The organism is Halorhodospira halophila SL1 (assembly GCF_000015585.1).
GTDB classification, from domain to species: domain Bacteria; phylum Pseudomonadota; class Gammaproteobacteria; order Nitrococcales; family Halorhodospiraceae; genus Halorhodospira; species Halorhodospira halophila.
On record NC_008789.1, the window covers coordinates 1,102,639 to 1,118,260 of the forward strand.

Consider the following 15,622-nt stretch of genomic DNA (forward strand, 5'->3'; position numbering starts at 1 on the left):
CATGCGCCGCCTGTTCATCTACCTACTGATCCTGGCCGGTGCCGTACTTACGGCGCTGTACTTCAACCAGCAGGAGGGCTACGTGATGCTCTCCATCGGACCGTGGCGGCTGGAGATGAGCCTGCTCTTCTCCGCTGTGGTCCTGGGGCTTCTGGTCCTCCTGCTCTACCTGGCCCTGGCCGCCCTGGGGCGGTTGTGGAGCATGCCGCGCCGGCTGCGCAGCTGGCAGGGCCAGCGCCGACAGGAGTCGGCCCGCACCGAGCTGACCTCGGGGCTGCTGCGCTTTGCCGAGGGCGACTACGACACCGCCGAGCAGCAGCTGGTGCATAGCGCCCGACGCAGCGAGGCACCGCTGGTCAACTACCTGACCGCCGCGATCGCCGCCCAGCGTCGCGGCGCCCGGGAGGTGCGGGACGGCTACCTGACCACGGCCGAGAAGAGCGGCCCCGACGCCAACCTGGCGGTGCGGCTGCTCCAGGCGCAGCTGCAGGCCGAATCCGGTCAGTGGGAGGAGGCCCAGGCCAGCGTCTCGGCCGTTCTCGACAAGGAACCCAAGCACCGCCGGGCCCTGGAGCTGATGGTTGGTTGCTGCCGGGCCCTGGGCGACTGGGAGCGACTGGAGCCCCTGCTGCCACGCATCGAGCGCCAGGGGATCCTGCCCAAGAACGAGCTCACCGAGCTCAACCGCTGGGTCGCCCGCGAGCGACTGGCCCAGGCCGCGGGCGAGGACACCCAAGCCCTGCAGGAGGCCTGGCGTGAGTTGAGCCGGGGCCTGCGCAAGGATCCCGACGTCATCTGCTCCTACGTGGACGGGCTGACCACCCTGGGTGAGGTACAAAGCGCCGTGGAACTCATCCAGAAGCAGCTGCACAAGGAGTGGAACCCCGACCTGCTCCAGCGCTACGCGCGCCTGCCGGCGGATGACATCGACACCTACGCCGCCCGGCTGGAGAAGGCCGAGGGCTGGATCGAGGCCCACCGGGACGACCCCAAGGCCCTCTACGCCGCCGGTGTCCTGGCCCTGCAGGCCGAGCAGTGGGAACGGGGCCGGGACTACCTGCAGGCCGCCGTGGACCAGACCGCCCGGCCGGAGTACCTGCGGACCCTCGGCGCCCTCCAGGAGCACCTGGGGGACTACGACGGCGCCCGGGCCACGTACCGGCTGGCCATGGACCTCTCCGGTGCCGGGAGCGACGCCCTCCCCGGTCTGCCGGGCCCGACCGCTTCGGGTCGGACGGCCACACCGGGGCTCGAGGACGACAGTAGCGCACCCCCCACCGACTACGCCGCCGACGAGGACACCGAGGGTCGGCCCCGCCAGGACTGACCCCCGGCCCTGCAGGCGGACACCCTGACGGGGGATGAGAAAAGGCCCCGGGCCGTTATCGGCCCGGGGCCTTTCTCGTTGCACCTCCGCCTGCTAGCGTCGGCGCTACGGATGCCTCTCCGGCTCCACCGCATCGGTCATCTGCGCCTCGACCACGGACAGGGCGGTGAGGTTGACGATGGCCCGAACGGTGGACGACGGGGTGAGCAGGTGGGCCGGTTTCGCGGTCCCGAGCAGGATCGGCCCGACAGAGACGCTGTCGGTGGTCGCCTTGAGCAGGTTGAACGAGATGTTGGCGGCGTCGAGCCCCGGCATGATCAGCAGGTTCGCCTCCCCCTCGAGCTGCGCATCGGGGAAGATGCGCCGTCGCACCTCCTCGGAGATCGCTGCGTCGCCGTGCATCTCGCCCTCCACCTCGAGGGCCGGGTCCCGGTCCTGGATCAGCTCCAGGGCGTGGCGCATCTTCTCCGCCGAGGGCTGCGACGAGGTACCGAAGTTCGAGTGCGAGAGCAGCGCCACCTTCGGCACCGTTCCGAAACGGCGCACCTCGTCCGCAGCCAACAAGGTCATCTCGGCGATCTCGTGGGGGTTCGGATCCTGGTTGACGTAGGTGTCCGCCAGGAAGAAGGTCCCCTTGGGCATGATCAGCACGTTCATCGCCGCCAGGTTGCGCACCCCGCGGCGACGGCCGATAACGTCCTGAACGTGCTGCATCTGCCGCTGATAGCGCCCCTCGATACCGCCGACCAGGGCGTCGGCGTCGCCTAGATGGACCATCAGTGCGCCGATGACCGTGTTGCGGGTACGCACCACCGTCCGCGCCCGGGCCGGCGTCACGCCGCGCCGGGCCATCAGCTGGTAGTACGCCTGCCAATAGTCGCGGTAGCGGGGGTCGCCCTCGGGGTCGACCAGCTCGAAATCCTCGTCGATCTGTACCCGCAAACCGAGCTGGCGCAGCCGCTTCTCCACCACGCGCCGGCGCCCGACGACGATGGGCCGCGCAAGCTGTTCGTCGACCACCAGCTGCACGGCACGGAGGATCCGCTCCTCTTCGCCGTCGGTGTAGACCACCCGCTTGGGCTGCTCCCGGGCGCGCTCGAAAATCGGCTTCATGACCAGCCCGGACTGGAACACGTACTGCTGCAGCTGCAGGCGGTAGGCCTCGAAGTCCGCGATCGGCCGGCAAGCCACCCCGCTCTCCATGGCGGCTTGGGCCACCGCCGGCGCCACGCGGCTGATCAGTCGGGGGTCGAAGGGCTTGGGAATCAGGTACTCGGGGCCGAAGCTCCAGGGCCGGCCGCCGTAGGCTGCCACCACCTCCTCGGACGACTCCTCGGTAGCCAGGTCGGCGATGGCCTCCACCGCGGCGATCTTCATCGCCTCGTTGATGGCGCTGGCGCCCACATCCAGCGCCCCGCGGAAGATGAACGGGAAGCAGAGGACGTTGTTCACCTGGTTGGGGTAATCCGAGCGGCCGGTGGCGATCACCGCATCGGGCCGGGCCTCGCGCACCTCCTCGGGGAGGATCTCGGGAACCGGATTGGCCAACGCCATGATGATCGGCTGATCGGCCATCAGGTGGACCATCTCGGCATTCAGCACCCCCGGTGCCGACAGCCCGAGGAAGATGTCCGCGCCCTCGATCACCTCGCGCAGACTGCGGGAGGCCGTCTCCCGGGCATAGCCTTCCTTACGCGGGTCCATGTACTCCTTGCGCCCCTTGTAGACCACGCCCTTGCGATCGGTGACGGTGATCTGCTCCTTGGGCAGCCCCATGGCCACCAGCAGGTCGAGGCAGGCGATGGCCGCGGCACCGGCGCCGGAGCAGACCAGGGTGACGTCCTCGAGCCGCTTGCCCACCACGCGCAGGCCATTGCGGATAGCCGCAGCAGTGATGATGGCGGTGCCGTGCTGATCATCGTGGAACACCGGGATGTTCATCCGGCGCTTGAGGGCCTCCTCGATCTCGAAGCACTCCGGGGCCTTGATGTCCTCCAGATTGATGCCGCCGAAGGTCGGCTCCAGAGCGGAGACGATGTCGACGAAGCGCTCGGCGTCCGGCTCGTCGACCTCGATGTCGAAGACATCGATTCCGGCGAACTTCTTGAACAGGACACCCTTGCCCTCCATCACCGGTTTCGACGCCAGTGGACCGATGTTACCCAGGCCGAGCACGGCGGAACCGTTGGTGATGACCGCCACCAGGTTGCCCCGGGCGGTCATGGCGGCCGCCTCGCGCGGGTCGTTGACGATGGCTTCGCAGGCCGAGGCAACCCCGGGGGAGTAGGCCAGGGCGAGGTCACGCTGGTTGGCCAGCGGCTTGCTGGGGATGACCTCGATCTTCCCGGGGGTCGGCTGCCGATGGTATTCGAGCGCGGCTTCTTTGAAGTCGTCGGACATATAAAATCCCTTGGGTATTGGATCAGCCCAGTATAGGGTGAGCTTCAGGCTTGCTGCCAGGGTGGTGGCGTCACCGCGCCGGATAGGCGTGCGCCAGGAACCGCTCCACGGCAGCTGCGAACGCCTCGGGCTGCTCGGCGTGGAGCCAGTGGCCCGCCCCCTCGAGAGCCGCGTATTCGGCCTTCGGGAAGTACGCCGCCACGGCATCCCGGTGGCGATCGGGATCGAAGTAGTCGGAGGCGGTCCCGTAGAGGAACAGCGCCGGACCGTCGTAGGCGCCCTCCAGCTCCGGGAAGCCCTGAATATCCGGGACCGCGTCGGCGAGGAACTGGAGAGGGATACGCCAACGGTAGCCGCCCTCGTCAGCGGGGACCAGGTTGGTGAGGAGGAACTGGCGCACCGCCGGCGAGTCGATCGCTGCCGCCAGCGCTGCATCCACTTCGCGCCGATTGCCTGCGCCGGCCACGTCGACCTGCTGCAGCGCCCCGATCAGCGTGCCGTGGTTATGCTGGTAGGTCACCGGGGCGATGTCCGCAGCGATCACGGCCGCTACCCGCTGCGGTCGGGTCAGTGCGAGGGTCATGGCCACCTTGCCGCCCATGGAGTGACCGAGCACGGCCACCCGCTCGATGCCTTCCCGGTCGAGCAGCGCCACGACATCCTCGGTCAGCGTCGGGTAATCCATGCCGGGCCGATGGGGCGAGCGGCCGTGGTTGCGCAGGTCTGGGGCCAGCACCCGATAGTCGTGGGCGAAGCGCCGCGTGAAGCGGTTGAGGTTGCCACTGCTGCCGTAGAGCCCGTGGAGCAGCAACAGCGGCGCCCCCGTGCCGCGGGTGGTCAGGGAGAGTTGCACCGGTTCGCTCATAGGACCTCGTGTCGTTCAGGGTTCGGAGAAACGCCGGGCATCGCCCACCTGGACCAGCGCCTTGAGTTCCTGGACCGCCACCGCCAGCACGGCGCTCCCCGGCGCCGCGCCCTGCTGCACCTCGGTCAGAACCGCCTGCAGCCGCTCCACCGCCACGCGGCGCTCGTCCAGGAGAGGCTCGACCGCCGCCGGATCGGCCCCGCGGGCGGTCACCAGCTGCGCCGTCAGGCCACGCAACTGGAGATCGTAATCCGCCACCAGCCCCTCGCGGAAGCGCACCTGCCAGCCATCCTGCGCCTCGAGCCGCTCCAGCCGATGGCGCAGCTCGGCCAGCCCGAGCCGCTCCACCAGCTGGAAGTAACTGGCTGCGATGGCCAGCTCGTCGGCCCCGGTGGCCTCGGCGACCTTGACCCAGTCCAGGGCCGGGTAGAGCGCCGGCAGGGCCGCCACGCGCCGAGCCAGCGCCGGCGGCAGACCGGCCTGCTCCAGCCGCTGACCCTCGGCCATCAGGGCGTCAGCCTGGGCGTCGGGCAACAGCTCGACCAGATGCTCGCTGAGCCGCTGCAGGCTCGGTTGCACCCGGGCCACCGCCGCTGCAGCGCCCGCCTCGCCCACCTCGGCCCCCGCGTTACGCAGCAGCCACAGGGTGGCGTGCTCGTGGAGGTCGCGCAGCCCCTGGAGCCGCTCCGTCACCACAGCGTGCTCCACGTCGTCGACCCGCGCCTCAACCCCCTCCCAGGCGGTGTCTAGACCAAACATGGCCTCGGCGACGTACCACGCGCGGACCACCTCGGCCACCGCGCAGCCGGAACGCGCCGCCATGCGGACGCAGAAGGTCTCGCCCATGCGGTTGACGACCCGGTTGGCGGCGGCGGTGGCAATCAGCTCCCGGCGCAGGCGGTGGCGACGGATCCGCTCCGGATAGCGCTCGCCGAGCGCCGGCGGAAAGTACTCGAACAGCAGCGGCTCCATGAACGCCTCGTCGAGCAGGGCCGTGGCACGCAGCTCGCGCTGGGTGACGATCTTGGCGTACGCCAGGAGGACCGCCAGCTCGGGGCGCAGCAGCCCCACCCCCCGGGCAGCCCGCTCCGCCAGCGCCTCGTCGTCGGGCAGCCCCTCCAGGCTCCGGTCGAGGATGCCGTCGCGCTCAAGCCGGCGCATCAGCTCGACGTGCTCATCGAGGCGTGCCGGGGCCTCGGCCTCGGCCAGGCTCAGGGCACCGGCCTGGGCGCGACAGGTCTCAAGCACCCGCTCGGCAACCTGCTCGGTCATCTCGGCGAGCAGGGCGTCCCGGTGCCGGCCGGTCAGCTCCCCGTCGTCGCGGGCGCCATTGAGCAGGATCTTGATGTTGACCTCGTAGTCCGAGCAGGCCACGCCGCCGACGTTGTCGATGGCGTCGGTGTTGATCCGGCCGCCGGCGGCGGCGTACTCGACCCGCGCCGCCTGGGTGAAGCCCAGGTTGCCCCCCTCGCCCACCACCCGGCAGCGCAGCTGCCGGGCATCGACCCGAACGCTGTCGGTGGCCTTGTCACCGACCTCGGCATGGCTCTGCTCCCGGGCCTTGACGTAGGTGCCGATACCGCCGTTCCACAGCAGGTCCACCGGCGCGCGCAGCACCGCCTGGATCAGCTCGTCCGGGGTCAGCTCGGCGGTCTCGATCCCCAGCGCCCGGCACGCCTCGGCAGAGAGGGAGACGGACTTGGCACTGCGCGGATAGACGCCGCCCCCGGCGGAGATTCGATCCGGGTCGTAGTCCGCCCAGCTCGACGCCTCCAGGGCGAAAAGCCGCTGGCGTTCCGCGTAGGCGCGGGCCGGGTCGGGCTCCGGGTCAATGAAGACGTGGCGGTGATCAAAGGCGGCGAGCAGACGGATCTGCTCGGAGCAGAGCATGCCGTTGCCGAAGACGTCGCCGGACATGTCGCCGATGCCGACCACGGTCACCGATTCCCGCTGCACATCCCGGCCGAGTTCGCGGAAGTGCCGCCGCACCGACTCCCAGGCACCGCGCGCGGTGATGCCCATCGCCTTGTGGTCGTAGCCAGCCGAACCTCCAGAGGCGAAGGCGTCGTCCAGCCAGAAGGCGTGGGCTGCCGAGACGCTGTTGGCCAGATCCGAGAAGCTGGCCGTACCCTTGTCCGCCGCGACCACCAGGTAGGGATCGTCGCCGTCGTGGCGCAGCACGCCCTGCGGCGCCACCGCCCGGCCATCGCGCAGGTTGTCGGTGATCTGCAGCAGCGCGTCGATGTAGGCGCGATAGGCGGCCCGCACCGCCTCACGCTGCGCGGCCCCCGCCTCGGGGAGGTCCTTGACCACGAACCCGCCCTTGGCCCCGACCGGCACGATGGCGGCGTTCTTGACGATCTGCGCCTTCATCAGGCCGAGCACCTCGCTGCGGTAGTCCTCCCGCCGGGTCGACCAGCGCAAACCGCCGCGGGCAACCTCCCCGCCCCGCAGGTGGACCCCCTCGAAGGCCGGGGCGTAGACGAAGACCTCGGCCCAAGGCACCGGCCGGGGCAGATCGGGGATGCCAGCCGGGCGCAGCTTGAGGGCCAGCGGTGCGCCCGGCTGGACGGCGTAGTGGTTCGTCCGGACGGTCGCCTCCAGCGCCGCCAGGAGCTGGCGCAGGATCCGGTCCTGATCCAGGCTGGCCACACCGTGCAGCGCCTCGCGGATGGCGACTACCTCGGCGGCGGCCCGCTCGGCGTCGGCGCGCTCGGGGTCGAAGCGGGCGTGGAACAGCGCCACCAGCAGCGCGGCGATACGCGGATGCGCGGCCAGGGTCTCGGCCATGTACGCCTGGGAGAAGGCGCTGCCGATCTGACGCAGATAACGGGCGTAGGCGCGGAGCAGGGCCACCTCCCGCCAGTCCAGACCGGCAGCCAGGACCAGGCGGTTGAAGCCGTCGCTCTCGGCCGCCTGCGCCCATACCGCCGCGAAGGCGTCGCGGAAGCGCTCGGCCACCGACTGGGTATCGAACCGGCCCGCCCCCTCCCAGGACAGGCCGAAGTCGTGAATCCAGCACACCGGGGCGTCGGCGGCTAGGACCTCGAAGGGCTGCTCATCGACCACCCGCAGCCCCATGTGCTCGAGCACCGGCAGGGCGTCGGAGAGGCTGGCCGGCCGGGCCCCGTGGAAGAGCTTGAAGCGCAGCCCCCCGTCACCGGCCTCCAGGGGGTGGTAGAGGACCATCTGCGGGCCCACCCCGGCGTTGACGCGCTCGACCCGCTCGACATCCTGGGCCGCCACACGGGTGGGCACCGTCTGCCGGTAAGCCACCGGGAAGGCGTCGGCGTAGCGCTGCGCCAGGCGGCTCCCCTGCTCCTCGCCCAGGCGCTCCTGCAGGGCCTCCTGGAGGCCGTCCGCCCAGGAGCGGACGGCCTCGGCCAGGCGCTGCTCCAGGGCCCGCAGGTTGACGTCGGGCACACCGGGCCCCGGCAGCGGCAGGATGAAACGGATCCGGGCCAGCAGCGACTCACCGAGCTGCACGCTGAAATCGCTCTCCGGCGCCCCCAGGGCCTGCTCCAGGCAACCCTGGATGCGCTGCCGGTTGGCGGTGTCGTAGCGCTCCCGGGGGACGTAGACCAGGCAGGAGGCGAAGCGCTGCCAGGGGTCGTAGCGCACCAGCAGGCGCACCCGGGGGCGCTCGCGCAGGTGCAGCACAGCGCGGGCGATGCGCTCGAGTTCGTCGACGTCGATCTGAAACAGCTCGTCCCGGGGATAGGTCTCGAGGATGTTGAGCAGCGCCTTACCGGCGTGACTCTCCGGCGGGTAGCCGGCACGCTGGAGGACTGCCGCCACCTTGCGCCGCAGGAGCGGGATCTCCTGGGCACTGCGGTAGTAGGCTGCCGAGGTGTAGAGGCCGAGGAAGCGGTGCTCCCCCACCACCCGCCCCTGCTCGTCAAAGCGCTTGACCCCCAGGTAGTCCATGGGCCCGGGACGGTGTACCGGCGAGCGCGAATTGGACTGGGTGAGGATCAGCGGCTCGGGCTCCAGGGCACGCTGCTGCACCTCTGGCGGGAGGGCCGCGAAACGCACCGAGACGTCGGCCGGGGCGTCGCGCAGGATCCCGTACGCCCCTTCCGGCTCCGGCACCAGGCAGAGACCGTCGTCGCCCTGGCAGAGGCGGTAGGCGCGGTAGCCGATGAACGTGAAGTGGTGCTCGGCGGCCCAGCGCAGGAAGGCGTCCACCTCGGCCCGCTCGGCGGCGGCCAGCGCCGGCGGCGGACGCTCCTGGAGCTCGTCGGCGGCGGCCAGGAGCCGGCTGCGCATGCATCGCCAGTCGTCCACCACGGTGGCCACGTCTGCGAGCACCGCCTGCAGTCGCTGCCGCAGGCGCTCGAGCTCCTCCGGGGCTGTGCGCCGATCGACCTCGAAGTGCATGAACGCCGTCAGCGGGGCGTCGGGATCGTCCACCGGATCGACGCCCTCGCCCTGCTCGCGCTGCCACACCGCCAGCACCGGATGGAACAGCCGGTGAATGGTCAGCCCCTGCTGCTGCAGGGCCATGGTCACAGAGTCGATCAGGAAGGCCCGGTCGTCGACCACCAGGTCAACCACTGTATGCCGGCTCTCCCAGCCGTGCTGCTCGGGATCCGGGTTGTAGACGTGGATGGCCGACTCGCCGGGCGAGCGACGGCCGGCCAGGCGCCAGTGGGCCACGGCCGCGCCGAAGAGGTCCTCGGGGGTCCGATCCTCCAGATCCTCGGCGGCCACTCGGGCGTGGTAGCGGACCAGGAACCGCCCCAGATCGTCCGCCTGCTGCTGGGGCCAGCGCTTGCCGATCAGGCCGAGCAGGTGTCGACGCGGGTCGTCGCTGCCGTCCTGCTGCCAGTCACCACCACCCGTCATCGCCTACTCCCCCTGGTCGAGCCCCGCCCCGCTTCGCGGGGCCGCCACTCCACTGTAGTGGTTCGGGGGGGAGCGCGGCCAGAGAGAGCCGGCCGGCTAGACCTTGACCCGGGCAGCCGCCGCTTCGAGGGCCCGGCACAGGGGGCCCGGCAGCCGATGACGGGGCTCGTAGCTCTCCAGGAGGTTCTTCACCGACAGCCCCAGGGCGACATCGCCCTCGACGCTGAGCCGCCGCCGGAAGAAGAGCATGTCCGGGTCGGCCGCGCCACCGGCCAGCGCCAGGAAGGCAGCAGCGTCGCCGCGGATGGTGACATCCGCGCCGGCAGGGTCGGCCGTGGCCAGCCGTCCATCGCGGAGAGTGAAGCCATAGGCCAGCCGGGCATCGGTGACCTCCAGAGCCAGGGTCCGGTCGACCAGGATCTCCAGCTCACCGTCGGCCAGGGCGTCGGCCAGCACCTGCTGCAGCAGCGCCGGCACCACCGCGGCATTGACCGGCCCCGGCACGAAGCGCAGCGGCGTCAGCAGCAGCGGCAGGGCCTGATCGAATTGCGGTCTTTTCATCTGTATCACTCCGCCATCCCCGTCTCGAGGGCCTTTCGGGTGTGTCCGGCATCGCCCCACCAGTAGCCATCGCACTGCTGCGCCGACTCCGGCTCGCGCAGCGTCACCGTTTCGCCGGCGATGGCGGAGCGGAATGCGGCCACGACCTGATCCATCGCCCCTGGACGCGGGGACAGGCGCACCGCGGTGACACCCATCTGCTGCATCTCCGGGACGGCCGGGAGCAGGTTGGCACACCCCCAGGACTGGGTCTGGATGCCGTTGATGACCAGGAACGGTTCACCGGCCCGCGTGGTGACTGGCAATCCCTCGGGATGGTGACCACAGACGAACCCGCAGTCGTCCTTGGGGCGATCGTAGTGACGGGCCGAGAAGCATCGGGCGGAGAAGGCCAGCGGCTGACGGCCGTAGGCGAACACCTCGGTCTCCATGGTCTCGCCACCGAGCTCCGTGAGTTCGCTCAGGACCCCGCGCAGGGACGCCCCGGGCAACTCCATCGGGGGAACCCAGCGCACCGCGCCGGCCCGCTGCATGGCGCGCAGGGCCCGTCCGCTGTAGAGGTTCAGGATCGGCCCCGCGACGAAGGGCAGGCGCCGGCGTTCAAGTTCGCTGACTGCGGTGAAGTCGTTGGCCTCGACCCGCAACTCGCCGTTGTCGCAAAGCCGCCGAACCACCGAGGCCTCTGAGCGCGCCTCGACCAGGCTCAGGGTGGAGAGCACCACCTCGTGGCCCTCCTCGGCCAGCTCGCGACCCAATCCGATCCAGTCCTCGGGGCGCAGCTCGCGGCGGCGGCCGCAGACCGTCTCCCCCAGGTAGAAGGTATCGACCTGGCCGCGCAGCCCGTCGTAGAACTGCCGGATCTCGGCGGCCGGCCAGTGGTAGAGAATCGGCCCGATCGCGATCTTCATCGGCTTGCCCTCTCGCCGGTCACTGCCAATTGCGCTCGTAGGGACCGAGGGTGGTGGTCGCCCCCTCGGAGAACTCTCGCAGGGCCGCCACCTGCGCCGGATCCGGGGTGTAGTCGCCCTCGGCCTCCGGGATACGGTCGATCAGCTGCCGCCAGATGCGCGTCACCTTGCCGACGTAGGCCGGGCTGCGCTGCCGCCCTTCGATCTTCACCGCGTGGATACCGGCCCGCTTGAGCCGGGGCAGCAACTCGGCGGTCTCGAGGCTGGTGGGCGACTCGAAGGCGTGCTCCAAGGCCCCCTCGACCTCGTAACGCCCTTTGCAGATGGTCGGGTAGCCCGCCGGCTCGTCCGGCGCAAAGCGATCGATCAACAACCCGCCCAGCCGCGCCTCGCGGCCCTCGGGGGTCTCCTGCCACTGCACGGCCCAGGCCGGCGAGCAGGCACCCACGGTGTTGGGCGACTCGCCGGTGGCGTAGGAGGAGAGCAGGCAGCGCCCTTCGGCCATGACACACAGGGAGCCGAAGCCGAAGACTTCAAGTTCGACGTCGGTGTCGCCCGCCAGCGCCTCGACCTGCTGGATGGAGAGCACGCGGGGCAGTACGGCACGGCTGACCCCGTAGCACCGTTTGTAGAAGTCGAGGGCCTCGGGGGTGGTGGCGGAGGCCTGGACGGAGAGGTGCAGGCCGAGATCCGGCCACTGCTCGGCGGTATATTCCAGTAGGCCCAGGTCGGCAACAATGACGGCGTCGGCGCCGATACGCGCCGCCTCGTCGATGGAACGCTGCCACTGCGACCAGCCGCCAGCCTGGACGTAGGAGTTGACGGCCACAAGGACCCGTACGCCCCGCTGGTGGGCGTATTCGACCCCGCGCGCGGCCTGCTCCGGGGTGAAGTTGAGGCCGGGGAAGTGGCGGGCATTGGTGGCGTCCCGGAAGCCGATGTAGACCGTATCGGCCCCGTTGTCCACGGCGGCGCGCAGGGCGGTCAGGTTACCGGCCGGGCAGAGCAGTTCCATGGGTTCCTCCGTCGCTCACCGACTAACCGATGCATTCTAACCGATCGCCGGCCTGAGCGAAGCCTGCTGACCGCGGCTACCAGGCTGCCTGCCCTCAGCACGCTCCCCGCCCGGGGGGGGCCGCTAGCCAATCACCGAAACGACACGCCCCTCTGGTCCGGGGGTGCCCCGCTGGTGCAGCGTCATTGAGCGCGCCGAGCCGCGCAGCCGGCGCGGGGGGCAGTGCGAACCTTCACCGGTTCGCGCTGGTCAGCGAGGTTTTGTCCGAGCGGCGCGTCAGCGCCGCGAGTTAAGCGAGCGGACCCGCGCCGGTGAGCAGCGCAGGGGACCCCGTAGGGGCGCGCTCGTTCGACGCCGCACCAGCGGGGCACCCCCGGACCGGAGACGCTCACCACCACGCCGCACCAGCCCCGGCCCCCCCGCAATCGGGGCGACGACGGGCGACTACTTGCGCTTCTTCGGCGGTAGCAGGTCGGTGATGCTGCCGCTGGCCATCTCCGCCGCCATAGCCACCGTCTCGGAGAGCGTCGGGTGGGGATGAACCGTCAGACCGATGTCGTGGGCGTCCGCCCCCATCTCCAGGGCCAGACCGATCTCGCCGATCAGATCGCCGGCGCCGGGGCCGACAATGCCGCCGCCGAGCACCCGCCCGGTCTCCGCATCGAAGAGGATCTTGGAAACACCGTCACTGGCATCCAGCGACAGCGCACGGCCATTGGCCGCCCACGGGAAGGCCCCCTTCTCGTAGGCCACCCCCTCGGCCTTCGCCTGCTCCTCGGTCAGCCCCACCCAGGCGACCTCCGGATCGGTGTAGGCCACCGACGGGATGGCCCGGGCGTCCCAGGCACTCTTCTCGCCGGCGATCACCTCGGCGGCCACCTTACCCTCGTGCACCGCCTTGTGCGCCAGCATGGGCTGGCCGACGATATCGCCCACGGCGTGAATATGCGGCACCGCGGTACGCATGTGCTCGTCCACGCTCAGGCACCCGTCCTCCCCCGGCGCCAGGCCGGCGGCCTCAACCCCGATCCGGTCACTGTTCGGGCGGCGGCCGACGGCCACCAGGATGCGATCGAAGCGGTCGCTCTCCGGCGCGTCCTGACCGTTCATGGTGACGGTCAGCGACTTCTTGTTGGCCTTGACCCCGGTCACCTCGGTGTTCAGGTGGATCGCCTCACAGCGTTTGGCCAGGCGCTTGCGCAGCACCTTGACCAGGTCCGGATCGGCTCCCGGCATGAGCCGGTCGGAGAGTTCGACAACGGTGACCTTGCTACCCAGCCCGGAGTAGACCGAGGCCATCTCCAGACCGATGATGCCGCCACCGACCACCAACAGCCGGTCCGGGATCTCCTCAAGCTTGAGCGCACCGGTGGAGTCCATCACCCGCGGATCGTCCACCGCCAGCGACGGCGGGATCGCCGGACGCGAGCCGGCCGCGACGATGCAGTGCCGGAAGCTGATCGTGCGTGCGCCGTCGTCCCCCGACACGTGCAGGTGGTGGGCGTCGGCAAAGGCCGCTTCGCCGGTGACCACCTCGACCTTGCGCTGCTTGGCGATCCCCGCCAGCCCCTGGGTCAGCTGCTTGATGATGCCGCGCTTCCAGTCGTTGAGCTGCTCCAGATCGATCTTCGGCTTGCCGAAGGCGATCCCGTGGGCAGCGAATTGATCGGCCTCGTCCACCACCTTGGCGGCGTGGAGCAGCGCCTTGGAGGGGATACACCCGACGTTGAGGCAGACGCCGCCGAGGACCGGGTAGCGATCCACCAGCACCACCTTCAGGCCCAGATCGGCGGCCCGAAAGGCGGCACTGTAGCCGCCCGGCCCCGCCCCCAGGACCACCACGTCGCAGTCCGGGTCCTGCGGCGCGCCAGCAGCTGCCGCCGCCGGGGCTGGCGCGGTCGGCTCGACCGGACCCGGCGACGGCGCCTCGGCCGACTCGCCCGGGGGCGCCGCGCGCTCCTCGTTGCCACCTGCCGCGTCCGCCTCCGCCTCCGCCTCGAGGGTCAGGATGGGCGCCCCTTCGGAGACGGTGTCGCCCACCGCCACATGGACCTCGCGGACCACGCCGGCGGCGGAGGCCGGCACCTCCATGCTCGCCTTGTCGGACTCCAGCGTGATCAGCGACTGTTCGGACTCGATCCGATCCCCGGGGCCGACCAGCACCTCGATAACCTCTACGGCCTCGAAGCCGCCGATATCCGGTACCTTGACCTGTTGCTCAGCCATGCCGTGCTCCAATCCTTACCGAGACCGCCGGCGCAGGGCGCCGGCCGTGGTTTGCGCGGGGGCGACCACCGGCCCCCGCGCCCCCTGAGCGATTGCCTGCCTACAACACCAGCCGGCGCAGGTCGCCGAGGACCTGGCTCAGGTAGTTGGTGAAGCGGGCAGCCATGGCGCCATCGATGACCCGGTGGTCGTAGGAGAGCGACAGCGGGAGCATCAGCCGCGGCTGGAAGGTCTGCCCATCCCACACCGGCCGGGTCTGCGACCGGGAGACACCGAGGATGGCCACTTCCGGAGCGTTGACAATGGGCGTGAACGCGGTACCGCCGATACCACCGAGGCTCGAGATGGAGAAGCAGCCGCCCTGCATGTCCGCCGGACCGAGCTTGCCGTCCCGGGCCTTGGCCGAGAGGGTGCCGAGGTCCTCGGCGATCTGCAGGACGCCTTTCTGGTCGGCGTCACGCAGCACCGGCACCACCAGCCCCTCCGGGGTGTCGACGGCGACGCCGATGTGGCAGTAGTGCTTGAGGATCAGCTCCTGCCCGTCCGCCGAAAGGCTGGCGTTAAAACGCGGATACTCCGCCAGGGCGGCGGCCGCCGCCCGGACCAGGAAGGCCAGCGGGGTCAGCTTCACCCCCCGCGCCTCGGCCTCCTTCTTGAGAGATTGGCGGAACGCCTCCATCTCGGTGATATCGGCCTCGTCGAACTGGGTCACGTGCGGGACATTCAGCCAGCTCCGGTGCAGGTGCGGCCCCGAGAGGCGCTGGATACGGGTGAGCGGCACGCGCTCCACCTCGCCGAAGCGGCTGAAGTCCTGCTCCGGGATCGGCGGGATGCCGGCCCCTTCGGCAGCGGGGGCACCGGCGGCGCCAGCCGGCGGCGCCTCCTGGCCCTGCATCACCTGCTTGACGTAGGCCTCCACGTCCTCACGGCGGATGCGCCCCTTACGCCCGCTGCCCTGCACGCGGGAGAGATCGACCCCGAGCTCGCGGGCGTAGCGGCGTACCGAGGGGCTGGCGTGGGCGGCGCGATGGCCGTCGCGGTCGATCGCCGGCGACTCGTCGACACCTCCGGCTGCAGCGCCCCCGCCACTGCCCGCGGAGGCAGCCGGTTGCGCCGCGGCGGCGGGGGCCGCGGTCGCTGGCGCGCCGCCATCGGCCGACGGGGCCGTTTCCTCCGCCGGGCCACCCGCGGCGGCCGGGGCCTCGGCCTGCGTCGCCGGTTCCGCCGGCTCGGCGACAGGATCAACGGTGGCAACGACACTCCCCTCGGAGACGGTATCCCCCACGGCCACATGCACCGCTCGGATCTCGCCCCCGACCTCGGCCGGCACCTCCATGCTCGCCTTGTCGGACTCCAGTGTGATCAGCGACTGCTCGGCCTCGATCCGGTCGCCGGGCGCAACCAGGACCTCGATGACCTCCACCTCCTCGAAGCCGCCGATATCCGGTACCTTGAGCTCCTGTTCCGCCACG

General features: G+C 70.6%; 9 protein-coding genes. 1 reads left to right on the forward strand and 8 read right to left on the reverse strand.

The genetic code is table 11. The annotated features are described in order from the left end of the window. Position 1: 1 nt before the first annotated feature. Positions 2-1,327, forward strand: a complete 1,326-nt coding sequence (locus HHAL_RS05250) for a heme biosynthesis HemY N-terminal domain-containing protein (protein WP_011813827.1) — start codon at positions 2-4, stop codon at positions 1,325-1,327. 105 nt (positions 1,328-1,432) lie between these two features. Here HHAL_RS05250 and HHAL_RS05255 read toward each other — a convergent pair whose 3' ends face one another. The 8 genes from HHAL_RS05255 to aceF form a co-directional block, all read right to left on the reverse strand. After that, the gene (locus HHAL_RS05255; protein ID WP_011813828.1) at positions 1,433-3,727 is read right to left on the reverse strand and encodes an NADP-dependent malic enzyme; all 2,295 of its coding nucleotides are present in this window, start codon (positions 3,725-3,727) and stop codon (positions 1,433-1,435) included. A gap of 70 nt (positions 3,728-3,797) precedes the next feature. Further along, positions 3,798-4,592, reverse strand: a complete 795-nt coding sequence (locus HHAL_RS05260) for an alpha/beta fold hydrolase (protein WP_011813829.1) — start codon at positions 4,590-4,592, stop codon at positions 3,798-3,800. A gap of 15 nt (positions 4,593-4,607) precedes the next feature. Next, positions 4,608-9,440: an NAD-glutamate dehydrogenase gene (locus HHAL_RS05265; protein ID WP_011813830.1), complete on the reverse strand. Its 4,833-nt coding sequence runs from the start codon at positions 9,438-9,440 to the stop codon at positions 4,608-4,610. A gap of 96 nt (positions 9,441-9,536) precedes the next feature. Beyond that, entirely contained in the window at positions 9,537-10,001 is a 465-nt protein-coding gene (gene ubiT, locus HHAL_RS05270; RefSeq protein WP_011813831.1) for a ubiquinone anaerobic biosynthesis accessory factor UbiT, read from the reverse strand. A gap of 5 nt (positions 10,002-10,006) precedes the next feature. After that, positions 10,007-10,909: a U32 family peptidase gene (locus HHAL_RS05275; protein WP_011813832.1), complete on the reverse strand. Its 903-nt coding sequence runs from the start codon at positions 10,907-10,909 to the stop codon at positions 10,007-10,009. A 19-nt stretch (positions 10,910-10,928) separates the two neighbouring features. Beyond that, complete coding sequence (gene ubiU / locus HHAL_RS05280; protein WP_011813833.1) at positions 10,929-11,924, reverse strand: ubiquinone anaerobic biosynthesis protein UbiU; 996 nt, start codon at positions 11,922-11,924, stop codon at positions 10,929-10,931. Between the two features lie 444 nt (positions 11,925-12,368). Next, positions 12,369-14,150 carry a dihydrolipoyl dehydrogenase gene (gene lpdA, locus HHAL_RS05285; RefSeq protein WP_011813834.1) on the reverse strand — a complete coding sequence of 594 codons (1,782 nt, stop codon included), beginning with the start codon at positions 14,148-14,150 and terminating at the stop codon, positions 12,369-12,371. A gap of 100 nt (positions 14,151-14,250) precedes the next feature. After that, the gene (gene aceF, locus HHAL_RS05290) at positions 14,251-15,621 is read right to left on the reverse strand and encodes a dihydrolipoyllysine-residue acetyltransferase (protein ID WP_011813835.1); all 1,371 of its coding nucleotides are present in this window, start codon (positions 15,619-15,621) and stop codon (positions 14,251-14,253) included. Position 15,622: the final 1 nt, after the last annotated feature.

Coding starts and splice junctions, on each gene's coding strand:
- ubiU (WP_011813833.1), bottom strand. CDS start 11,924: ATGGAACTGCTCTGCCCGGCCGGTAACCTGACCGCCCTGCGCGCCGCC.
- HHAL_RS05255 (WP_011813828.1), bottom strand. CDS start 3,727: ATGTCCGACGACTTCAAAGAAGCCGCGCTCGAATACCATCGGCAGCCG.
- HHAL_RS05250 (WP_011813827.1), top strand. CDS start 2: ATGCGCCGCCTGTTCATCTACCTACTGATCCTGGCCGGTGCCGTACTT.
- lpdA (WP_011813834.1), bottom strand. CDS start 14,150: ATGGCTGAGCAACAGGTCAAGGTACCGGATATCGGCGGCTTCGAGGCC.
- HHAL_RS05265 (WP_011813830.1), bottom strand. CDS start 9,440: ATGACGGGTGGTGGTGACTGGCAGCAGGACGGCAGCGACGACCCGCGT.
- HHAL_RS05275 (WP_011813832.1), bottom strand. CDS start 10,909: ATGAAGATCGCGATCGGGCCGATTCTCTACCACTGGCCGGCCGCCGAG.
- HHAL_RS05260 (WP_011813829.1), bottom strand. CDS start 4,592: ATGAGCGAACCGGTGCAACTCTCCCTGACCACCCGCGGCACGGGGGCG.
- ubiT (WP_011813831.1), bottom strand. CDS start 10,001: ATGAAAAGACCGCAATTCGATCAGGCCCTGCCGCTGCTGCTGACGCCG.